The 19,629-nt window shown below is 67.7% G+C and carries 25 protein-coding genes; all 25 read right to left on the bottom strand.

What is annotated here, in order from left to right:
• Positions 1–7: 7 nt before the first annotated feature.
• The 25 genes from AC3WLY_RS26015 to AC3WLY_RS26135 all read right to left on the bottom strand — a co-directional run bounded on the left by AC3WLY_RS26015 (position 8) and on the right by AC3WLY_RS26135 (position 19,453).
• Positions 8–400 (bottom strand): hypothetical protein, encoded by a 393-nt coding sequence (locus AC3WLY_RS26015; RefSeq protein WP_310141928.1) that lies wholly within the window; start codon positions 398–400, stop codon positions 8–10.
• 71 nt (positions 401–471) lie between these two features.
• Complete coding sequence (locus AC3WLY_RS26020; RefSeq protein WP_006485344.1) at positions 472–837, bottom strand: phosphoribosyl-ATP diphosphatase; 366 nt, start codon at positions 835–837, stop codon at positions 472–474.
• Positions 834–1,250, bottom strand: a complete 417-nt coding sequence (gene hisI, locus AC3WLY_RS26025; RefSeq protein WP_492308806.1) for a phosphoribosyl-AMP cyclohydrolase — start codon at positions 1,248–1,250, stop codon at positions 834–836. The genes AC3WLY_RS26020 and hisI overlap by 4 nt, the downstream gene beginning before the upstream one ends.
• Positions 1,250–2,023 carry an imidazole glycerol phosphate synthase subunit HisF gene (gene hisF, locus AC3WLY_RS26030; RefSeq protein ID WP_034183654.1) on the bottom strand — a complete coding sequence of 258 codons (774 nt, stop codon included), beginning with the start codon at positions 2,021–2,023 and terminating at the stop codon, positions 1,250–1,252. Before hisF ends, hisI begins: the two co-directional genes overlap by 1 nt.
• Before the next feature lie 107 nt (positions 2,024–2,130).
• Complete coding sequence (gene hisA / locus AC3WLY_RS26035) at positions 2,131–2,886, bottom strand: 1-(5-phosphoribosyl)-5-[(5-phosphoribosylamino)methylideneamino]imidazole-4-carboxamide isomerase (RefSeq protein ID WP_175963218.1); 756 nt, start codon at positions 2,884–2,886, stop codon at positions 2,131–2,133.
• Between the two features lie 163 nt (positions 2,887–3,049).
• Positions 3,050–3,691 (bottom strand): imidazole glycerol phosphate synthase subunit HisH, encoded by a 642-nt coding sequence (gene hisH, locus AC3WLY_RS26040; protein ID WP_310141938.1) that lies wholly within the window; start codon positions 3,689–3,691, stop codon positions 3,050–3,052.
• Entirely contained in the window at positions 3,688–4,308 is a 621-nt protein-coding gene (locus tag AC3WLY_RS26045; protein WP_072443888.1) for a MarC family protein, read from the bottom strand. Before AC3WLY_RS26045 ends, hisH begins: the two co-directional genes overlap by 4 nt.
• A 62-nt stretch (positions 4,309–4,370) precedes the next feature.
• A complete protein-coding gene (gene hisB / locus AC3WLY_RS26050) occupies positions 4,371–4,958 on the bottom strand; it encodes an imidazoleglycerol-phosphate dehydratase HisB (RefSeq protein WP_011546606.1) in 588 nt (195 codons plus the stop codon).
• 65 nt (positions 4,959–5,023) lie between these two features.
• Positions 5,024–6,097 (bottom strand): histidinol-phosphate transaminase, encoded by a 1,074-nt coding sequence (gene hisC / locus AC3WLY_RS26055; RefSeq protein ID WP_072443886.1) that lies wholly within the window; start codon positions 6,095–6,097, stop codon positions 5,024–5,026.
• Between the two features lie 131 nt (positions 6,098–6,228).
• Positions 6,229–7,545, bottom strand: coding sequence for a histidinol dehydrogenase (gene hisD / locus AC3WLY_RS26060; protein ID WP_492308805.1), 1,317 nt, complete (start codon positions 7,543–7,545; stop codon positions 6,229–6,231).
• 24 nt (positions 7,546–7,569) lie between these two features.
• Positions 7,570–8,223, bottom strand: coding sequence for an ATP phosphoribosyltransferase (gene hisG, locus AC3WLY_RS26065; RefSeq protein ID WP_034183648.1), 654 nt, complete (start codon positions 8,221–8,223; stop codon positions 7,570–7,572).
• A complete protein-coding gene (gene murA, locus AC3WLY_RS26070) occupies positions 8,220–9,482 on the bottom strand; it encodes a UDP-N-acetylglucosamine 1-carboxyvinyltransferase (RefSeq protein WP_492308843.1) in 1,263 nt (420 codons plus the stop codon). The genes hisG and murA overlap by 4 nt, the downstream gene beginning before the upstream one ends.
• 101 nt (positions 9,483–9,583) lie before the next feature.
• The gene (locus AC3WLY_RS26075) at positions 9,584–9,823 is read right to left on the bottom strand and encodes a BolA family protein (RefSeq protein WP_006477131.1); all 240 of its coding nucleotides are present in this window, start codon (positions 9,821–9,823) and stop codon (positions 9,584–9,586) included.
• A 56-nt stretch (positions 9,824–9,879) separates the two neighbouring features.
• Positions 9,880–10,719, bottom strand: a complete 840-nt coding sequence (locus AC3WLY_RS26080) for an ABC transporter permease (RefSeq protein WP_244137396.1) — start codon at positions 10,717–10,719, stop codon at positions 9,880–9,882.
• A complete protein-coding gene (locus AC3WLY_RS26085; protein ID WP_175963222.1) occupies positions 10,716–11,642 on the bottom strand; it encodes an ABC transporter ATP-binding protein in 927 nt (308 codons plus the stop codon). Before AC3WLY_RS26085 ends, AC3WLY_RS26080 begins: the two co-directional genes overlap by 4 nt.
• A 192-nt stretch (positions 11,643–11,834) precedes the next feature.
• Positions 11,835–12,110: an STAS domain-containing protein gene (locus tag AC3WLY_RS26090; protein WP_175963223.1), complete on the bottom strand. Its 276-nt coding sequence runs from the start codon at positions 12,108–12,110 to the stop codon at positions 11,835–11,837.
• On the bottom strand, positions 12,107–12,736 hold the full coding sequence (locus AC3WLY_RS26095; RefSeq protein ID WP_175963224.1) for an MlaC/ttg2D family ABC transporter substrate-binding protein: 630 nt from the start codon (positions 12,734–12,736) through the stop codon (positions 12,107–12,109). Before AC3WLY_RS26095 ends, AC3WLY_RS26090 begins: the two co-directional genes overlap by 4 nt.
• Before the next feature lie 111 nt (positions 12,737–12,847).
• Positions 12,848–13,813 carry an MlaA family lipoprotein gene (locus AC3WLY_RS26100; protein WP_175963254.1) on the bottom strand — a complete coding sequence of 322 codons (966 nt, stop codon included), beginning with the start codon at positions 13,811–13,813 and terminating at the stop codon, positions 12,848–12,850.
• A 31-nt stretch (positions 13,814–13,844) separates the two neighbouring features.
• Positions 13,845–14,405, bottom strand: a complete 561-nt coding sequence (mlaD, locus tag AC3WLY_RS26105; protein ID WP_072443874.1) for an outer membrane lipid asymmetry maintenance protein MlaD — start codon at positions 14,403–14,405, stop codon at positions 13,845–13,847.
• Positions 14,406–14,429: 24 nt separating this feature from the next.
• A complete protein-coding gene (gene mlaE / locus AC3WLY_RS26110) occupies positions 14,430–15,197 on the bottom strand; it encodes a lipid asymmetry maintenance ABC transporter permease subunit MlaE (protein WP_175963225.1) in 768 nt (255 codons plus the stop codon).
• Positions 15,194–16,015 (bottom strand): ABC transporter ATP-binding protein, encoded by an 822-nt coding sequence (locus tag AC3WLY_RS26115; protein WP_006477138.1) that lies wholly within the window; start codon positions 16,013–16,015, stop codon positions 15,194–15,196. Before AC3WLY_RS26115 ends, mlaE begins: the two co-directional genes overlap by 4 nt.
• Before the next feature lie 84 nt (positions 16,016–16,099).
• Positions 16,100–17,227, bottom strand: a complete 1,128-nt coding sequence (thiE, locus tag AC3WLY_RS26120; RefSeq protein ID WP_492308804.1) for a thiamine phosphate synthase — start codon at positions 17,225–17,227, stop codon at positions 16,100–16,102.
• Positions 17,224–18,039 carry a thiazole synthase gene (locus AC3WLY_RS26125; protein ID WP_059232578.1) on the bottom strand — a complete coding sequence of 272 codons (816 nt, stop codon included), beginning with the start codon at positions 18,037–18,039 and terminating at the stop codon, positions 17,224–17,226. The genes thiE and AC3WLY_RS26125 overlap by 4 nt, the downstream gene beginning before the upstream one ends.
• Before the next feature lie 38 nt (positions 18,040–18,077).
• Complete coding sequence (gene thiS / locus AC3WLY_RS26130) at positions 18,078–18,275, bottom strand: sulfur carrier protein ThiS (RefSeq protein ID WP_027783340.1); 198 nt, start codon at positions 18,273–18,275, stop codon at positions 18,078–18,080.
• Positions 18,276–18,307: 32 nt separating this feature from the next.
• Entirely contained in the window at positions 18,308–19,453 is a 1,146-nt protein-coding gene (locus AC3WLY_RS26135; RefSeq protein ID WP_425133387.1) for an FAD-dependent oxidoreductase, read from the bottom strand.
• Positions 19,454–19,629 lie beyond the last annotated feature (176 nt).

Consider the following 19,629-nt stretch of genomic DNA (forward strand, 5'->3'; position numbering starts at 1 on the left):
CGGCCGGTCAGAACCACGCCTGCGGATCGAGCGTCTTGTTGTCGTTCAGGTACAGCCAACCCTTGATGATACGGTACAGCGTCCAGATCCATGTGACAAACATCACTGCGAATCCGACCACCACGAACATCAGCGCGAACCCGATCACATAGGCGATCAGCGCGCGCCAGAACGTGCGGATCTGCCACTCGAAGTGATCGGCATACGGCGTGCCGGCCACATCGCCGCGCTTCACGTAGTTGATGATGATCGCGATGATGCCCGTGACGCCGCCCGTCAGCCAATGAAACGCGTAGAGGCCATAGAGCACGTGAGTCAGCGTGCGCAGCCCGTTCAGGCGTTCGGCGTCCGCGGCCCCCGGCACCGACGACGGCGGAAACTGGCTTGGCGTATCGGTCATGATGCTACCCCCGTTTGATGACAATTCTTACAGCTTACCGCACTGTCGCCACCGCGGCGGGCCGATGCGTGTCACCCGCCGTTTTCCTCGCGCTCGCGGCGCTTGCGCAGCGCCTTCTCCTCGATGCCCGACAACCCTTCACGGCGCTCGAGCTCGGCGATCACGTCGGCCGGGCTCAGGTCGAAGTGCGACAGCATCACGAGGCAGTGGAACCACAGGTCGGCCACCTCGCCGACGAGCGCGGTCGGCGCGCCGCCCTGGCGCACGTCCTTCGCGGCCAGCACGACTTCCGTCGCCTCTTCGCCGATTTTCTTCAGCACCGCGTCGTCGCCCTTGTGGAACAGGCGCGATACGTACGATTGATCGGGATCGCCGCCCTTGCGGCTATCGATCACCGCCGCGAGGCGCAGCAGCGTGTCTTCGGTCGATTGCGTCATTTGTAGATGTGTTCGGGATCTTTCAGCACCGGTTCGACCACGACCCAGTCGCCGTTGTCGACGGTGCCCTCGAATTTCTGGAAGAAGCACGAATGCCGGCCGGTGTGGCACGCGATGCCCGACACCTGCTCGACCTTCAGCAGCACGACGTCCTCGTCGCAGTCGAGCCGCACCTCGTGCACGTGCTGCACGTGGCCCGACTCCTCGCCCTTGAACCACAGGCGCTTGCGCGAGCGCGAATAGTAGACCGCGCGCTGCGTCTCGATCGTCTTCGCCAGCGCCTCGCGGTTCATCCACGCGAACATCAGCACGTCGTTCGTCGATGCTTCCTGCGCGATCACCGGCACGAGGCCGTGGTCGTCCCAGCGGACCTTGTCGAGCCACGCGGGCAGGGATTTCGTTTCCGTGTTCATCACAGCCTCACCGGAATGCCCTGGTCGGCCATGAAGCGCTTCGCCTCGCCGACCGTGTGCTCGCCGTAGTGGAAGATGCTCGCGGCCAGCACCGCGTCGGCGCGGCCGTCCTTGATGCCGTCCGCGAGATCCTGCAGCGAGCCGACGCCGCCCGATGCGATCACCGGCACCGGCACCGCGTCCGACACGCCGCGCGTAAGCGCGAGGTCGAAGCCCGACTTCGTGCCGTCGCGGTCCATGCTCGTGAGCAGGATCTCGCCCGCGCCGAGCTCGGCCATCTTGCGCGCCCATTCGATCGCGTCGAGGCCCGTGCCCTTGCGGCCGCCGTGCGTGAACACTTCCCAGCGCGGCGTCTCGCCGTCGGCCGACACACGCTTCGCGTCGATCGCGACGACGATGCACTGCGAGCCGTACTTGTCGGCCGCGTCGCGCACGAGCTGCGGGTTCGCGACCGCCGACGAATTCATGCTGACCTTGTCCGCGCCCGCGTTCAGCAGGCGCCGCACGTCCTCGACGGCGCGCACGCCGCCGCCGACGGTCAGCGGAATGAACACCTGCGACGCCACCGCCTCGATGATCGGCAGGATCAGGTCGCGCTGGTCGGACGTCGCGGTGATGTCGAGGAACGTCAGTTCGTCGGCGCCCTGGTCGTCGTAACGGCGGGCGATTTCGACGGGGTCGCCCGCGTCGCGCAACTCGACGAAATTGACGCCCTTGACGACACGCCCGGCGGTCACGTCCAGGCAGGGGATGATGCGTTTAGCTAAAGCCATGATGTTGCGCCAAATGCCGCGATGGGACGGCCGGTTACGGAAGCCTCGCGCGAGGCTTCCGGTCGGGGCCGCCCTGCGGGCAGCCCCGGCGAACGGGACAACCGCGCTTACGCGTTGTCGAGCTCGCCGTTCAGTTCGTCCGCGCGCTTTTGCGCGGCCGCGAAATCGAGATCGCCGGAGTAGATCGCACGGCCGCAGATCACGCCTTCGACGCCGTGCTCTTCCACTTCGCACAGATTCTCGATGTCCGTGAGGTTCGACAGGCCGCCGCTCGCGATCACCGGAATGCCGACCGCCTGCGCGAGCTTCACGGTCGCCTCGATGTTGATGCCCTGCAGCATCCCGTCGCGGCCGATGTCCGTGTAGACGATCGATTCGACGCCGTAGTCCTCGAACTTGCGCGCGAGATCGATCACTTCGTGGCCCGTCAGCTTGCTCCAGCCGTCGGTCGCGACCTTGCCGTCCTTCGCGTCCAGCCCGACGATGATGTTGCCGGCGAACGCGGTGCACGCGTCCTGCAGGAAGCCCGGGTTCTTCACGGCCGCCGTGCCGATGATCACGTAGGACAGGCCCGCGTCGAGATACTTCTCGATCGTCTCGAGGCTGCGGATGCCGCCGCCGAGCTGTACGGGGATTTCATCGCCGACTTCGTCGAGGATCGCTTCGATCGCCTCGAGATTCTTCGGCTTGCCGGCGAACGCGCCGTTCAGGTCGACCAGATGCAGCCGCCGGGCGCCGAGATCGACCCACTTGCGGGCCATCGCCGCCGGGTCCTCGGAGAAAATCGTGGCCTGGTCCATATCGCCCTGTTTCAGGCGCACACACTGACCGTCTTTGAGATCGATGGCCGGAATCAGCAACATAGCAATCGGGTATCGTCGTGGAAGAAGAAAAGAATCCGGCGCGTACCGGCCAATCCGGTACCGCGCCGTCTCGCTAGTTTAGTACAACTCTTTCGGCGCATTGGCGCGCGAGCCCCGCAAGACGGGCCTCTCCGGCCCGCCGACTGTGGCACGCACGCGACGTTCACGGTTTCCAGTGTACGAAGTTGCGATACAGACGCAACCCGACCTCCGCGCTTTTCTCGGGGTGAAATTGGGTCGCGAAGAGATTATCCCGCGCGACCGCGGACGTAAACGGCGCGCCGTAGGCCGTTTCGCCGACCGTATGCGCCGGGTTGTCCGGGCACACGTAATAGCTGTGCACGAAGTAGAAATACGCGTCGTCGGGCACGCCGTCCCACAGCGGGTGCGGCTGCGACTGGCGCACGCGGTTCCAGCCCATCTGCGGCACCTTGAAGCGCGAGCCGTCGTCCTGCAACCGGCCGTCGAGCTCGAAACGCACGACCTTGCCCGGCAGCAGGCCGAGGCCCTTCGTGTCGCCTTCCGCGCTCCAGTCGAACAGCATCTGCTCGCCGACGCACACGCCGAGCAGCGGCTTCGTGCGCGACGCCTCGATCACGGCCTCCTGCAGGCCCGATTCGCCGAGGCAGCGCATGCAGTCGGGCATCGCGCCCTGGCCGGGCAGCACGACGCGGTCGGCCGCGCGAATCGCGGCCGGCGTGTCGACGATCGCCACGTCGGCGTCCGGTTCGGCCTTCTTGAGCGCCTGCGCGACCGAGCGCAGGTTGCCCATCCCATAATCCACAATCGCAATCGAAGTTTTCATCTCAGTGCAGGCAGTAGCGCCCTCAGTCCATTGACGATGAATTCCACCGCCAGCGCCGACAGCATCAGACCCATCAGCCGCGTGGCGATGTTGATGCCCGTGCGGCCGATCCAGTTCGCGATCGGCTCGGCGAGCCGCATCGCGACGAAACACAGCAAAGCCAGGACCGCGCCGATCGCGACCAGCCCGGCCCGCTCATACCAGTGACGCGAGTTCGCCGCATAGATGATCACCGTGCTGATCGAGCCGGGGCCCGTGAGCAGCGGAATCGCCAGCGGCACGACCGCGATGTTGTCCTTCAGCTCGGCCTCGTGGCGCTCCTCCGGCGTCGATCGCGTGTTGCCGATCTGCGCGTTCAGCATGTTGATCGCCATCAGCAGCATGATGATCCCGCCGCCCACTTCGAGCGAGCCGACCGAAATGCCGAAGAAGTCGATGATCTGCTGCCCGAGCAGCGTCGTCACCGTCATCACGCAGAACACCGACACCGACGCGATCCGGATCGTGCGGCGCCGCTCGATGTCCGTCTGCTGCGCCGTCAGGCTCAGGAAGAACGGCACCGCGCCGATCGGATTGATCAGCGCAAGCAGCGAAATGAACGATTTGAGCAGATCCATCGCAAGCCGGCGCCGCGCGCCGAAGCCGTGAGGTTGTCCTTAGCGTCCGTCCGTTCGGAAGTTCAGAGGCTGCCCTTCGTCGACGGGATCTGCCCCGCCGCACGCTCGTCCAGCTCCACCGCCGCGCGCAGCGCACGGCCGAAGGCCTTGAACACCGTCTCGAGCTGATGGTGCGCGTTGATCCCGCGCAGGTTGTCGATGTGCAGCGTGACGCCCGCGTGGTTCACGAAACCGCGGAAGAATTCGATCGACAGGTCGACATCGAACGTGCCGATCCGCGCACGCGTGAACGGCACGTGGAATTCGAGGCCCGGCCGGCCCGAGAAGTCGATCACGACGCGCGACAGCGCCTCGTCGAGCGGCACGTACGAATGGCCGTAGCGGCGAATGCCCTTGCGGTCGCCGATCGCCTTCGCGACGGCCTGCCCGAGCGTGATGCCGACATCCTCGACCGTGTGGTGGTCGTCGATATGCGTGTCGCCATGCGCTTCGACCTCGAGATCGACCAGACCGTGTCGCGCGATCTGGTCGAGCATATGGTCGAGAAACGGCACGCCGGTGGCCAGCTTCTGCCGGCCGGTGCCGTCGAGATCGAGCTTCACACGGATCTGCGTTTCGCTGGTATTGCGAACGACTTCCGCCACACGCATGGCAATTCCTTGATTGAGTCTGATGTAAATGGGGATTGATCGTCGCGCGCCGCCGCGCCCTGGGCTCAACCGGGCAGCGCGAGTTTCAAAGCGGCCAGCAGGCGGGCGTTTTCGTCGGGAGAACCGACGGTCAGCCGCACGCATTCGGCCAGTAACGGATGCATTTTACTCACGTTTTTGACCAGCACCCGCTCGGTGAGCAGCGCGTCGAACACGGCGGCCGCGTCCGGCACGCGCACCAGCAGGAAATTGCCGGCGCTCGGGAACACCGTCGCGCCCGGCAGCGCGGCCACGGCCTGCGCGAGGCGCGCGCGCTCCGCGCGCAGTTCGGCCGCCTGCGCGTCGAGCACGTCGAGGTGGTCGAGCAGGAAATCGGCGGTCGCCTGGGTCAGCACGTTGATGTTGTACGGCGGACGCACCTTGTCGAATTCGGTCAGCCACGCGTGCCGCCCGACGAGATAACCGAGGCGGATGCCCGCGAGGCCGAGCTTCGACACCGTGCGCATCACGACGACGTTGTCGAATTCGGCGGCGCGCGGCAGCCACGAGCGCTCGGCAAACGGCTGGTACGCCTCGTCGATCACGATCAGGCTGTGCCGCGCGGCCGCGACGATCCGCTCGACGTCGGCATCGTCGTACAGCGTGCCGGTCGGGTTGTTCGGGTACGCGAGATAGACGATCGCCGGGCGGTGCTCTGCGATCGCCGCGAGCATCGCGTCGACGTCGAGCGTCAGGTCGGCCTTCAGCGGCACGCCGACGAATTCGAGCTGCGCGAGCTTCGCGGACAGTTCATACATCACGAAGCCCGGCACCGGCGCGAGCACCTTCGCGCCCGGTTGCGCGCACGCGACCGAGATCATGCTGATGATTTCGTCCGACCCGTTGCCGAGCAGCACGTCGCATGCGGCCGGAACGCCCATCGCGTGGCGCAGCTTGTCGAGCAGCGCGGCCGGGCGCGGCGCCGGGTAGCGGTTCAGCGCGACCTGCGCGAGACGCTCGCCGAGCGCCGCGGCGAGCGGTTCGGGCAGCGGATACGGGTTCTCCATCGCGTCGAGCTTCACGAATCCGCTCGCGTCCGGCACCGGGTAGCTCGTCATCGCGAGCACGTCGCGGCGGATGATGTCTTGTGGCGTCGTCATGGTTTCAAGCCGGCGTGCGTCGCGCCGGCATCAAATGGTCGGCAAGGCGGCGGCTGCCGCCCTGCGCTGCGTCTCCTCAACCGGGGGGCGGCGCGTCAGCGCCCGCCCCGGCCCCGCGCAGAGCGCGCGGGTTACCCCTTCATCCGCAACTCGGCGCTCTTCGCGTGCGCCTGCAGCCCCTCGCCGTACGCGAGTTCGGACGCGATCTCGCCGAGCGTCTGCGCGCCTTCGGCGCTGACCTCGATCAGGCTCGAGCGCTTGATGAAGTCGTACACGCCGAGCGGCGACGAGAAGCGCGCGGTGCGCGACGTCGGCAGCACGTGGTTCGGGCCCGCGCAGTAGTCGCCGAGGCTCTCGCTCGTGTAGCGGCCGAGGAAGATCGCGCCCGCGTGGCGGATCTGCTGGCCCCATTGCTGCGGCTCCAGTGCCGAGATTTCCAGGTGCTCGGGCGCGATGTCGTTCGCGATCCGGCATGCCTCGGCCATGTCGCGCACCTTGATCAGCGCGCCGCGGCCTTCGAGCGACGCGCGGATCACGTCCTGGCGCGGCATCGACGGCAGCAGCTCGTTGATCGCCTTCTCGACGCGCTCGAGGAACGCGCCGTCCGGGCACAGCAGGATCGACTGCGCGAGTTCGTCGTGCTCGGCCTGCGAAAACAGGTCCATCGCGACCCAGTTCGGATCGGTCGTGCCGTCGCACAGCACGAGGATTTCCGACGGCCCGGCGATCATGTCGATGCCGACCGTGCCAAACACGCGGCGCTTCGCCGACGCGACGTATGCATTGCCGGGCCCGCAGATCTTGTCGACGGGCGGCACCGTTGCCGTGCCGTACGCGAGCGCGCCGACCGCCTGCGCGCCGCCGATCGTGAACACGCGATCGACGCCGCCGAGCAGCGCAGCGGCGAGCACGAGGTCGTTCTTCACGCCGTCCGGCGTCGGCACGACCATCACGATCTCGCCGACGCCCGCGACGCGCGCGGGAATCGCGTTCATCAGCACCGACGACGGATACGCGGCCTTGCCGCCCGGCACGTACAGGCCGACGCGGTCGAGCGGCGTGACCTTCTGGCCGAGCACCGTGCCGTCGCTTTCCGTGTACTGCCAGCTATGCGTGCCGCACTCGATCTTCTGCTTCTCGTGGTACGCGCGCACGCGCGCCGCGGCCGCTTCCAGCGCCGCGCGCGCCTTCGGCGCGAGGCCGTCGAGCGCCGTCTGCAGCGCATCCTGCGGCAGTTCGAGCGCGGCGACGCTGTCCGCGTTCAGCCGGTCGAAACGGTTCGTGTACTCGAGCACCGCGGCGTCGCCGCGCGATTTCACGTCGGCGAGGATCTGCGCGACCGATTGCTCGATCGCCTCGTCTTCGCTCGCTTCGAATGCGAGCACCGCACGCAGCGCGGCGTCGAAGCCGTCGCGCGTCGAATCGAGTTTGCGGATGGTGATGGCCATGGGAGTTCCGTTACGGTGATGCGCTCAACCGCCATTCTGCGACGCGCGTTCGAACGCGTCGAGGATCGGCTTGAGCGCCGCGCGCTTCAACTTCAGCGCAGCCTGGTTCACGACGAGGCGCGACGAGATCGCCATGATCTCCTCGACCTCGACCAGATTGTTCGCCTTCAGCGTGCCGCCCGAGCTGACGAGGTCGACGATCGCGTCGGCCAGGCCCACCAGCGGCGCGAGTTCCATCGAGCCGTACAGCTTGATCAGGTCGACGTGCACGCCCTTCGCCGCGAAATGCTCGCGTGCCGTTTCGACGTACTTCGTCGCGACGCGCAGGCGCGCGCCCTGGCGCACCGCGTTCGCATAGTCGAAGCCGGCCGGCACGGCCACCGACATCCGGCAGCGCGCAATGTTCAGATCGATCGGCTGGTACAGGCCCGAGCCGCCGTGCTCGACCAGCACGTCCTTGCCGGCCACGCCGAAATCGGCCGCGCCGTATTCGACATAGGTCGGCACGTCGCTCGCGCGTACGATGATCACGCGCAGGTTCGGGTCGGTCGTCGGCAGGATCAGCTTGCGCGACGTTTCCGGATCCTCGGCCACCTGCACGCCGGCTGCGGCGAGCAGCGGCAGGGTTTCCTCGAAAATCCGGCCCTTCGACAGGGCGAGGGTCAGCGGCACGCTCATGCTTGGCTCCCGGAGAGGCGGCGCACGTTCGCGCCGACGGCGGTCAGTTTGGCTTCCATGCGGTCGTAACCGCGGTCCAGGTGATAGATGCGGTCGACGATCGTTTCGCCGTCGGCACGCAGCCCGGCGATCACGAGGCTCGCCGACGCGCGCAGGTCGGTCGCCATCACGTTCGCGCCCGACAGTTTCTCGACGCCCGTCACGAGCGCCGTGTTGCCGTCGATCGTGATGTTCGCGCCGAGCCGGTTCAGCTCCTGCACGTGCATGAAACGGTTCTCGAAGATCGTCTCGACGACCTGCGCGGTGCCCGTCGCGACCGTATTGAGGGCCATGAACTGCGCCTGCATGTCGGTCGGGAACGCCGGGTATTCCGACGTGCGGATCGTCACCGCCGACGGCCGGCGGTCCATCTTCACGCGCAGCCAGCTGTCGCCTTCCTCGATCGACACGCCGGCTTCGCGCAGCTTGTCGATCACCGCGTCGAGGATATGCGGGCGCACGCCCGTCAGCATCACGTCGCCGCCCGCCGCCGCGACCGCGCACAGGAACGTGCCGGCCTCGATGCGGTCGGGAATCACCGAATGGCGCGCGCCGTGCAGCCGCTCGACGCCCTGGATCACGAGGCGATCGGTGCCGATGCCGTCGATTTTCGCGCCCATCTCGACCAGCAAGTGTGCGAGATCGCTCACTTCCGGTTCGCGGGCCGCGTTTTCGATCACCGTTTCGCCGTCCGCGAGCGTCGCGGCCATCAGCAGGTTTTCCGTCCCCGTCACCGTGATCATGTCGGTCACGATGCGTGCGCCCTTCAGGCGCTTCGCGCGCGCTTCGATGAAGCCGTGCTCGATGCTGATCTCGGCGCCCATCGCCTGCAGGCCCTTGATGTGCTGGTCGACCGGACGCGCGCCGATCGCGCAACCGCCCGGCAGCGACACCTTCGCCTCGCCGAAGCGCGCGAGCAGCGGCCCGAGCACGAGGATCGACGCGCGCATCGTCTTCACGAGCTCGTACGGCGCCACGAGGTTGTCGACGCGCGACGCGTCGAGCTGCACGCGGCAGCCGTCGGTCTCGCTCTTCACGCCCATCTGGTTCAACACCTTCAGCGTGGTGCGCACGTCCTTGAGGTTCGGCACGTTGTCGAGCTCGACCGGATCGGCGGTGAGCAGCCCCGCGCACAGGATCGGCAGCGCGGCGTTCTTCGCGCCCGACACGACGATCTCGCCGGACAGGCGGCGGCCGCCCTCGATCGCGAGCTTGTCCATCCCATGTCCGTGCGATTCCCCGTTGGCGGCCGGGTGTGCCGTGGCGACGCTCTGGACGGCGTCGCGCTCGTTGACGGTGACTTGCACTCAGTGAATTCCGGTTATGCGTTCTGCCATTCGGCGGGCGTCAGCGTCTTCATGCTGAGCGCGTGAATTTCCTGCTTCATGCGATCGCCGAGCGCCGCATAGACGAGCTGGTGCCGCTGGATCGGCCGCTTGCCTTCGAAGGCCGCCGACACGATCGTCGCGAAGAAATGCTGGCCGTCGCCTTCGACTTCCAGATGCGTGCAGGCGAGACCGCCGGCGATGTATTGCTTGACCTGTTCGGGAGTCGGCAACATGGTGTAAGGCTCCTGTCGGCGCGCGCCGCCCCGAAGGCGGCCGCTGCCTGTCGATATCAATGACGCAGTTTGTAGCCGGTCGCGAGCAGCCGCATCGCGACCATCGCGAGCAGCACGAAGAAACCGGCGACGATCGCGAGGCTCGCGAACGGGTTGATGTCGGACGCGCCGAAGAACCCGAAGCGGAAGCCGTCGATCATGTAGAAAAACGGATTGAGACGCGAGATCTCGCGCCACACGGGCGGCAGCGAGTGCGTCGAATAGAACACGCCGGACAGGAACGTCAGCGGCATGATCAGGAAGTTCTGGAACGCGGCGAGCTGGTCGAATTTCTCGGCCCAGATCCCGGCGATCAAGCCGAGCGTGCCGAGGATCGCCGAACCGAGCAGCGCGAACGCAATGATGAACAGCGGCGCCGCGAAATGCATCGGGATAAACCAGATCGTCACGACGAACACGCCCGCGCCGACCGCGAGCCCGCGCACGACGGACGCGAGCACGTACGCGCCGAAGATGTCGCGATACGACAGCGGCGGCAGCAGCATGAACACCAGGTTGCCGGTGATCTTCGACTGGATCAGCGACGACGAGCTGTTCGCGAACGCGTTCTGCAGCACGCTCATCATCACGAGGCCCGGCACGAGAAAGCTCACGTACTCGACGCCCGGATACACCTCGACGCGGCCCGACAGCGCGTGGCCGAAGATCGTCAGATACAGCAGCGCCGTCACGATCGGCGCGCACACCGTCTGGAACGACACCTTCCAGAAGCGCAGCAGTTCCTTGTAGAACAGCGTTTGAAAACCGCTTCCCGGCACTCGCCGGGCCGCCCCAAGAGTGCCGGGCGCCCCCTCGGGGGGCAGCGAACGCAGAGAGCGTGGGGGTTCTTGTTTCATGCCAGACCCTCGATCACCTCGGCCCCGTTCATCACCTGGACGAACACATCCTCGAGGTCGGCCTTGCGGACCTCGATCTCGTCGAACGTGCAGCCCGCCGCGCGGCACTGCGCGAGGATGCGCTCGACATCGTCGTAGCTCGTGAGGCGCAGCAGGTGCTCGCCCGGCGCGCGTGCGGCCGGGTCGGACTCCAGCCCGCGCAGCTCGGCCGGCAGCGCGCCGGTCGCCAGGCGCAGATAGAGTTGCAGCCCCGCGAAGCGGCGCAGCAGCGCGTCGGTGCGGTCGAGCGCGACCACTTCGCCACGACGCAGCATCGCGATGCGGTCGCACAGCGACTCGGCTTCCTCGAGATAATGGGTGGTCAGCACGATCGTGTGACCCTCGCGGTTCAGGCGCGAGATGAATTTCCACAGCGTCTGGCGCAATTCGACGTCGACACCGGCGGTCGGCTCGTCGAGCACGATCACGGGCGGCCGGTGCACGAGCGCCTGCGCGACGAGCACGCGGCGCTTCATCCCGCCCGACAGCGCGCGCATGTTCGCATCGGCCTTCTCGGTGAGGTCGAGATTGGCCATCACTTCATCGATCCAGTCGTCGTTGCGGCGCAGCCCGAAATAGCCGGACTGGATGCGCAGCGTCTCGCGGACGGTGAAGAACGGGTCGAAAACGAGTTCCTGAGGCACGACGCCGAGTGCGCGGCGCGCACCACGGAAGTCCTTGACGACGTCGTGGCCGCGCACCGAGATACTGCCTTCGTCGGCCCGGGCAAGCCCGGCGAGGATGCTGATGAGCGTGGTCTTGCCTGCGCCGTTGGGGCCGAGCAGACCGAAAAACTCGCCTTCCTCGACCGACAGGCTGACGCCCTTGAGCGCCTGAAGCGACTTGTAGCGCTTCTTGACGTGACGGATTTCTATGGCTGACATGACTGTGCGCGACGCAACGGCCGCGACGCCTATTCTGTGTTTGCTGCGAAAGAAAATGGGGGCCGGACGCCGATTGGCTGCCCCGCAAAACGCTTGATTATAGGGCAAACCGGCTGGTGGAGCCGGCGCAGAAGGCGCGCGGCCTGAAGCTTGCGCGCGCCGGCTGGCGCGGCAGGCTCCGGTCGGACAGGGTCAATGTCGCTCGACGCCTTCGACGAGTGCGTCGACGCCATAGGCGCGCGCGAGGCTGGCGAGCTTCGGGGGGAGATTGAGGATGTCGAGGGGCGCGCCGCGCGATTTGGCGGCACGTTGCCATGCGAGCAGCACGGCGAGCGCGGACGAGTCGAACTGCGTCAGCGCCGCGCAATCGACGGCGGTCGCACCCGCGCCGATGCGCGCAAGACCGTCCGCGAGCGCGGACTTCGCGCTCGCGACGGTCAGCGAGGAGCCTGCTTCGAAGCCGCTCACGACGCCTGCTTGCCAGCGGCGAGTTGCTGGTTGCGCTGCGTCAGGAACTGGATCAGGCCTTCCACGCCGCTTTGCTGGATCTTCTCGTTGAACTGCTGCTGGTACGTCTGGATCAGCCATGCGCCGAGCACGTTCAGGTCATACACCTTCCAGCCGCTCGCCGACTTGTACAGGCGGTAATCGATCTGGACCGGCTGGCCGTTGTTCATCGCGACCGTCTTGACCACGACGTCGGTATCGGCCGGATCCGCGCGGAACGGCGGGTACTGGATCTGCTGGTCCGGCTTCAGCTGCGCGAGCGCGCCCGAATACGTGCGGATCAGCAGCAGCTTGAACTGCTCCTGAATCTGCTGCTGCTGCTCGGCCGTCGCCGTGCGCCAGTTGCGGCCCATCGCGAGCTGCGTGGTGCGGCGGAAATCGGTGTACGGCAGGATGTCCTTGTTGACGATCGTAATGATGCGATTGGTGTCGCCCTGCTTGATCGTCTGCTGCTTGACTTCGTCGAGCACCTGCTGCGTCGCCGTCTTGATCAGCGCCTGCGGGTTCGACTGGTCGACTTGCGCGTGAGCTGCGCCGCCGAACGAGAACAGCGCCGCGAAAACGGGGATCAGGAACAGTTTTTTCATCATAGTGACCTGCATGAATGAGTCGATGCGAAGATTGGAGCAGGTAGCTTACGCGCAAGTTCGCGTGCGCTACCGACTGAATCGTTTCCGGCTGTAACGAATGTAATTCCGTCAGTGCAGCCGGATGCTCGGGAAGCGGAACCCGCCCGGCGACGGCGGCGCCACCTGCATCGCCGGCACGTTCGTTTCGCTGGCCGGGTTCGGCGAAACGGCCGTGCCCGATGCCGGGGCAGCAACCGTCGCGCCCGATGCGCCCGCCGGTGCCACCGCACCACCCACCGCCGCCGCACCCGCCGAACCGGCCGCGCCGGCGGCCGCCGGCGCCGCGCCGTCGTCCGGCAGGTCGTACTTCGGCAGCGCGTCGTTGCTTGCCGTCGAGCCTGCCTCGCCGCGCGCGTTGTCGATCAGCATCTGGCGGCGCTGCAGGTACGCGTTTCGCACGAACGAATACTTGTCGAGCGCCGCGGCATCCAGCACGTCGCCCGCGCCGAGCAGGTTCGCGCGCGTGTTGACGAGATTCACGCCGAACAGGCCCCAGCTCAGGCCGTCCGGCTTCACATAGGTCAGCGGGTTGCCGACATAGTCGACGCCGAGGCCGGCCGTGTCGCGCACCGTGCTCGGGCCGAGCAGCGGCAGCACGAGATACGGGCCCGACGGCACGCCGTAGCGGCCCATCGTGACCCCGAAGTCGGCGGTGTGTTTCGGCAGCTTCGCGATCGTCGCGACGTCGAACAGGCCGCCGACGCCGAACACCGTGTTGATCACGACGCGCATGATGTCGCCGACGCCGTCCGCGATCCGCAACTGCACGATGTTGTTCGCCGCAACGTAAACGTCGCCGATGTTCGAGAAGAAGTTCGTCACGCTGTCGCGCACCGGCTGCGGCACGACCTTCTGGTAACCCTGCGCGACCGGCTTCAGTGCGTACGTGTCGACCGTGTCGTTGAACTTGTACATCGTCCGGTTGAAGCCTTCAAGCGGATCGCCCTTGGTCGGCGTCTGCACGGTCGCGCAACCGCTCAACGCGGCGACTGCCGCCACCGCGAGCGCGGCGTGCCTGATGCGGATCGTCTGCATGGTCATTCCCCTCTTGTATTCTCTCGTGTGGTTATTGCGCTGCCGAACCGGGCGCGGCGGACACGGCGGACGCCGGCACCGCCACCGGTGCGGGCGCGGCCGGCGCGCCGGCCGCCGGCTTCGCGCCGCCCGCATCGGCGGCCTTGCTGTACAGGAACTGGCCGATCAGGTTCTCGAGCACGATCGCCGACTGCGTCATCGTGATCGTGTCGCCTGCCTTCAGCATTTCGGTGTCGCCGCCCGGATCGAGGCCGATATATTGCTCGCCGAGCAGGCCCGACGTCAGGATCTTCGCCGACGAATCCTTCGGGAACTGATACTGGCCGTCGACATCGATCGTCACGAGCGCCTGGTAGGTGTTGGTGTCGAAGCCGATCGACTTCACGCGGCCGACCACGACGCCGGCACTCTTCACGGCCGCGCGCGGCTTCAGCCCGCCGATATTGTCGAATTTCATCCTCACCGCATAGGTCGGCTGAAACGACAGCGAGCTCATGTTGCCGACCTTCAGCGCCAGGAACAGCACCGCAAGGAAGCCCACCACCACGAACAGGCCGACCCAGAAGTCGAGAGCAGTCTTTTTCATCGTCATCCCAAAATATGGCTTGGCTGAGGCCTAGCTGAACATCAGCGCGGTCAGCAGGAAATCGAGGCCGAGTACGGCGAGCGACGCGAACACGACCGTCTTGGTGGTCGCGCGCGACACGCCTTCGGGCGTGGGCTTCGCTTCATACCCCTGGTACAGCGCAATGAAGGTCACGGCGAACCCGAACACGATGCTCTTCAGCACGCCGTTGCCGACGTCGGCCCAGACCTGCACCCCGCTCTGCATCTGCGACCAGAACGCGCCCGGATCGACGCCGATCAGCACGACGCCGACGAAGTAGCCGCCGAGCACGCCCACCGCGTTGAAGATCGCGGCCAGGAACGGCATCGCGATGATGCCCGCCCACATGCGCGGCGCGATCACCGTCTTGATCGGGTCGACCGCCATCATCTCGAGCGCGGTGAGCTGCTCGCCGGCCTTCATCAGGCCGATCTCGGCCGTGAGCGACGTGCCCGCGCGGCCCGCGAACAGCAGCGCGGTGACGACGGGCCCAAGCTCGCGCACGAGCGACAGCGCGACCAGGAGGCCGAGCGCCTGCTCGGACCCGTAGCGGTTCAGCGTGTAATACCCCTGCAGGCCGAGCACGAAGCCGACGAACAGCCCCGACACGGCAATGATCACGAACGAATAGTTGCCGAGGAAGTGGATCTGCTTCGTGACAAGCCGCGGCCGGCGCAGCAGCGGAAAGAATTCCAGCACGAGGCGCACGAACAGGCGCGTGCCGTAGCCCGTGCGCTCGAGGCCGCCGATGACGTAACGTCCGATCGCGCTGATCATGCGCGCCCTCCGCCGAGCCCGAAATCCGCTGCAAGCGGCGGGCTCGTGTAGTGAAATTTGAACGGGCCGTCCGGCGCGCCGTCGATGAACTGCCGCACGCTCGGGTCGGTCGACGCGCGCAGCTCGTCGGGCGTGCCCTGCGCTAGCACGCCGCCGTTGGCCAGGAAATACACGTAGTCGGCGATCGCGAACGATTCCGGCACGTCGTGCGTGACGAGGATCGACGTCGCGCCGAGCGCCTGGTTCAGCGTGCGGATCAGGTTCGCGGTGATGCCGAGCGAGATCGGATCGAGGCCCGCGAACGGTTCGTCGTACATGATGAGCTGCGGATCGAGCGCGATCGCGCGCGCCAGTGCGATGCGGCGCGCCATCCCGCCCGACACCTCGGACGGCATCAGGTCGCGCGCGCCGCGCAGGCCAACCGCGTTGAGCTTCATCAGCACGAGATCGCGGATCAGGTCTTCGGGCAGGTCGGTGTGCTCGCGCAGCGCGAACGCGACGTTCTCGAACACCGACATGTCGGTGAACAACGCACCGAACTGGAACAGCATGCCCATCTTGCGGCGCAGCGCATACAGGCCGTCGCGCGTTTGCGCGCCGACATCGGCGCCGTCGAACAGCACCTGGCCGCGGCGCGCGCGCACGAGGCCGCCGATCAGGCGCAGCACGGTCGTCTTGCCGCAACCCGACCCGCCCATGACCGCGACGACCTGCCCGCGCCCGAAGCGCAGGTTCAGGTTGGACAGGACGAGGCGATCGCCGTAGCCAAAGTCGACATCGCGAAGTTCCAGCAGGGTCTCGGTAGGAGTGGGGCTCACGGAGCGGACAGTCCTTTTACGCAGAACGCCGAATTATAGGGCCTGCATTGGAATGATGTCGTGACGCCGTTCCGGGCCCTGCGGTCAATGATTGTCAAATTGTCCGGGAAAACATTGCTGCAATGCAATAAGCGCTGTCCGATAGTCGGCTGCGCCTGTAACCGCACTGACCACCGCGACGCTGCCGACGCCCGTCGCCAGCACGTCCGGCAACGTGTCGAGCCCCACTCCGCCGATCGCGACGAGCGGCGCCCGCGCGCCCGCAAAGCGCGCGTAGCGGGCAATCCGTGCGAGGCCCTGCGGCGGCGCGGCAACGGCCTTGGTCGCGGTCGCGTACACGGGGCCGAGCGCGAGATAGCTCGGGCGCTCGTGCAGCGCCCGCAACATTTCGTAATAACCATGGCTCGACAGCCCGAGCCGCAGGCCCGCACGCGCGATCGCGGCCAGATCGGCCGTTTCGAGATCTTCCTGGCCCAGATGAACGCCGTATGCACCTTCATCTGCAGCGATCTGCCAGTGATCGTTGATGAACACGCGCGCATCGGGATAACGACGCCCGGCCGCGACCGCACGCGCGATTTCCCGGCGCAACGCGTCCGGCGCCGCACCTTTCATGCGCAGTTGCACGGTCCGCACGCCGCAATCGAGCACGCGTTCGACCCATTCGGCGTCCGGCACGACCGGATACAGGCCGAGTTGCGCCGGGCACGGCGCGAACGCGGGCTCGGGCGCGGCCGGCAGCCCGGCGACGCGCGGGAACCGCGCGGCGTCGACCGGCCATGCGTCGGTCGCACGCGTCTCGTCGCCGTCGCGCCACGCCAGCGCGAGCACCAGCGCGTCGACCGGCGCGAAGCCGCAATCGAGAAATGCGGCGAGCGCCGCGATCCAGTCGTCCGCGAGCGGATGCGCGGCGTCGAGCGCGTAGCGCGCGCCCGCCGCATGCAGCACCGCGTCCTGCTCGCCGAATTCGATCGCGACCGCATCGGGCGACGCCGGTCGCGACGCGGCCGACGCGCGCGCCTGCGCGGTGCGGTCGCCGGCCGACACGATCAGCACGTCGCCGTCGGCCGGCACGTCGGGCGCCGCCACGCAAAGCCGCCACGGCGCCGCCGTGCCCGGCCAGTCGCCGAGCCTTGCGCGAATCCGCTCGGCCGCTTCGGCCAGTTCGTCGGCCGGCGGCCAGAATGTATCGGCGAAACGCGCGCCGCTCACGCGCCGCCCCCGTCCTGGTGCCAGAACGGCATCCCGACGACTGGCGTGCTCGCGTGCGCGGTTTCGCGCGCGTCCATCGGCCCGGCGAGATACGCGGCGCGGCCAGCCTCGACGCCCTGCGCAAAGGCGCGCGCCATGATCTCGGGGTGCGTGGCCTGCGACACCGCCGTGTTCAGCAGCACGCCGTCGAAGCCCCACTCCATCACCTGGCACGCGTGCGACGGCACGCCGAGCCCCGCGTCGACGATCAGCGGCACGTCGGGCAGCCGCTCGCGCAGCACGCGCAAGCCGTACGGGTTCACGACGCCCTTGCCCGTGCCGATCGGCGCGCCCCACGGCATCAGCGCCTCGCAGCCGGCGTCGAGCAGGCGCCGACCGATCACGAGATCCTCGGTGCAGTACGGCAGCACCTTGAAACCGTCCTTCACCAGTTGCGCAGCGGCCTCGATCAACCCGACCGGGTCGGGCTGCAGCGTGTAGTCGTCGCCGATCAGCTCGAGCTTGATCCAGTCGGTGCCGAACACCTCGCGCGCCATGTGCGCGGTCGTCACGGCCTCGGCGACGGTCTGGCAGCCGGCCGTGTTCGGCAGCAGCGGCACCGCGTGGCGCTTGAGCAGGTCGAAGAAGCCGGCTTCGGCCGTGCCGCCCGTCATCTGGCGGCGCAGCGCGACCGTCACCATCCCGGGCCGCGACGCGGCGATCGAATCGGACAGCGACTGCAGCGACGGATAGCGCGACGTGCCGAGCAGCACGCGGCTCGCGAAGGTTTCGCCGTACAGCGTCAACGCGTCGGCGGATGTGAGGGACGTCATGTCGTTTTCCTGGAAATGCGGGGACGAACCGGCGGCGCTCAGCCGCCCGCGACGGGGTGCACGACGTCGAGCTTGTCGCCCGCCGCGAGCGCGCGCGCCGCATGCTGCGTGCGCGCGACGAAGTTGCCGTTCAGCGCGACCGCGTACGGCGGACGCGCGCCGTACGCGGCGAGCGCGTCGGCCACCGTCGCGCCGTCGGGCAGCGTCAGGGTCTGTTGGTTGATCTGGATATCCATGAGGCTTCGTCGGATTCGGTCGGCGGCGCGCGTCAGGCCGGCTGGCGCGCGTCGTTGCGGTGGTGAAGGAGCGTCGGCCAGCGCGCGGCGGCGCGCCACGCGGCGAACGCGTCGGCATCGCCGAACGCGCCGCCGAGCGCGGCTTCGGCGAACGCCGCCGCCGCGTGCGCGACTTCCGGCGCGATCATGAAGCCGTGCCGGTACAGGCCGTTGACGGCGAGCGTCGACGCGCCGTCCCAGATCACCGCCGGGCGATGATCGGGCAGCGTCGGCCGGCACTGCGCATTGAGTTCGAGGATGCGCGCCTCGCCGAACGCCGGATGCACGGAGAACGCCGCGCTCAGCAGTTCGAGCGCGGAGCGCACGCTGACGGGCGACATGTCCTCGCCCTCCACCTCGGTCGCGCCGATTACGTAGAGATCGTCCTGCTTCGGCGCGATATACAGCGGATAGCGCGGATGCAGCAGCCGCACGGGCCGGGTGAGCCCGATGCCGGGCGCATGCACGCGCGCGACTTCGCCGCGGATGCCGCGCAGCGCGGGCAGCGCGGATTTCGCGCCGAGCCCGCGGCAATCGATCGTGAAATGCGCGGCGGGAAGGTTCGCATCGTCGATCGCGACGTGCCAGTGCAGGTCGACGCCGCGTTCGGCGAGGCCCGCCGCGAGCGCGCGCAGCGCCTGGCGGTTGTCGAGCTGGCCTTCGCGCGGCAGCAGCAGGCCGCGCGCGAAGCGGCCCGCGAGCGCGGGTTCGGCCGCATCGACCTGCGTCCCCGCGAGCGTGACGAAGCCGCCGTCGAACAGGTCGGCCGGCGCGTTCGCGCGCACGCGCCGCTCGAACAGCGGCGCCTCCGCGCGGTCCGCGTGATGCCAGACGACGAGCGTGCCGTGATGCTGGAAGAATACGGGTTCGGGCAGCTCGGCGAGCCACTGCGGCCAGCGCGCGAGCGACGCGACGCCAAGCTCGGTGATCAGCAGCTCCGCGCTCGCCGCTTCCGCGAGCGGCGCGAGCATCGCGGCCGCGATCCACGCGGCCGACTGCTCGCCGTCCGGGCCGCCGCGCTCGTAGAGCGCGACGCGATGCCCGTCGCCCGCGAGCCGCCATGCGATCAGGCGGCCGACGAGGCCGCCGCCGAGCACCGCGAAATCGGGCCGTGCGGGCCGTGAATCCTGAACGTTCATCGCGCACGCTCCTCGCGAACCGCGCGGGCGCGCACGACGAACGTCGACGCGCACGCGCCATCCCGTGCGAACGCACGCGACATCGGGCCGGGAGCCATGCAAAAGACTGAAGATTGTGCGGTCATCATTCCTTCCGTAACGCGCAATACGCGTACCCAAAAGGACGAAACCGGCAG

The sequence above is a fragment of the Burkholderia sp. FW306-1C-G01B genome, assembly GCF_058781685.1.

Excerpts from the sequence above, each read along its gene's own strand:
- hisF (WP_034183654.1), bottom strand. The coding sequence starts at position 2,023 with ATGGCTTTAGCTAAACGCATCATCCCCTGCCTGGACGTGACCGCCGGG.
- AC3WLY_RS26075 (WP_006477131.1), bottom strand. The coding sequence starts at position 9,823 with ATGTTGCCGACTCCCGAACAGGTCAAGCAATACATCGCCGGCGGTCTC.
- AC3WLY_RS26015 (WP_310141928.1), bottom strand. The coding sequence starts at position 400 with ATGACCGATACGCCAAGCCAGTTTCCGCCGTCGTCGGTGCCGGGGGCC.
- AC3WLY_RS26095 (WP_175963224.1), bottom strand. The coding sequence starts at position 12,736 with ATGAAAAAACTGTTCCTGATCCCCGTTTTCGCGGCGCTGTTCTCGTTC.
- AC3WLY_RS26125 (WP_059232578.1), bottom strand. The coding sequence starts at position 18,039 with ATGACGTCCCTCACATCCGCCGACGCGTTGACGCTGTACGGCGAAACC.
- hisG (WP_034183648.1), bottom strand. The coding sequence starts at position 8,223 with ATGAGCGTGCCGCTGACCCTCGCCCTGTCGAAGGGCCGGATTTTCGAG.
- AC3WLY_RS26085 (WP_175963222.1), bottom strand. The coding sequence starts at position 11,642 with ATGTCAGCCATAGAAATCCGTCACGTCAAGAAGCGCTACAAGTCGCTT.
- hisC (WP_072443886.1), bottom strand. The coding sequence starts at position 6,097 with ATGACGACGCCACAAGACATCATCCGCCGCGACGTGCTCGCGATGACG.
- mlaE (WP_175963225.1), bottom strand. The coding sequence starts at position 15,197 with ATGATCAGCGCGATCGGACGTTACGTCATCGGCGGCCTCGAGCGCACG.
- hisI (WP_492308806.1), bottom strand. The coding sequence starts at position 1,250 with ATGAACACGGAAACGAAATCCCTGCCCGCGTGGCTCGACAAGGTCCGC.
- hisH (WP_310141938.1), bottom strand. The coding sequence starts at position 3,691 with ATGAAAACTTCGATTGCGATTGTGGATTATGGGATGGGCAACCTGCGC.
- thiS (WP_027783340.1), bottom strand. The coding sequence starts at position 18,275 with ATGGATATCCAGATCAACCAACAGACCCTGACGCTGCCCGACGGCGCG.
- mlaD (WP_072443874.1), bottom strand. The coding sequence starts at position 14,405 with ATGACGATGAAAAAGACTGCTCTCGACTTCTGGGTCGGCCTGTTCGTG.
- hisA (WP_175963218.1), bottom strand. The coding sequence starts at position 2,886 with ATGTTGCTGATTCCGGCCATCGATCTCAAAGACGGTCAGTGTGTGCGC.
- hisB (WP_011546606.1), bottom strand. The coding sequence starts at position 4,958 with ATGCGTGTGGCGGAAGTCGTTCGCAATACCAGCGAAACGCAGATCCGT.
- AC3WLY_RS26045 (WP_072443888.1), bottom strand. The coding sequence starts at position 4,308 with ATGGATCTGCTCAAATCGTTCATTTCGCTGCTTGCGCTGATCAATCCG.
- AC3WLY_RS26020 (WP_006485344.1), bottom strand. The coding sequence starts at position 837 with ATGACGCAATCGACCGAAGACACGCTGCTGCGCCTCGCGGCGGTGATC.
- AC3WLY_RS26135 (WP_425133387.1), bottom strand. The coding sequence starts at position 19,453 with ATGAACGTTCAGGATTCACGGCCCGCACGGCCCGATTTCGCGGTGCTC.
- AC3WLY_RS26100 (WP_175963254.1), bottom strand. The coding sequence starts at position 13,813 with ATGCAGACGATCCGCATCAGGCACGCCGCGCTCGCGGTGGCGGCAGTC.
- AC3WLY_RS26080 (WP_244137396.1), bottom strand. The coding sequence starts at position 10,719 with ATGAAACAAGAACCCCCACGCTCTCTGCGTTCGCTGCCCCCCGAGGGG.
- hisD (WP_492308805.1), bottom strand. The coding sequence starts at position 7,545 with ATGGCCATCACCATCCGCAAACTCGATTCGACGCGCGACGGCTTCGAC.
- murA (WP_492308843.1), bottom strand. The coding sequence starts at position 9,482 with ATGGACAAGCTCGCGATCGAGGGCGGCCGCCGCCTGTCCGGCGAGATC.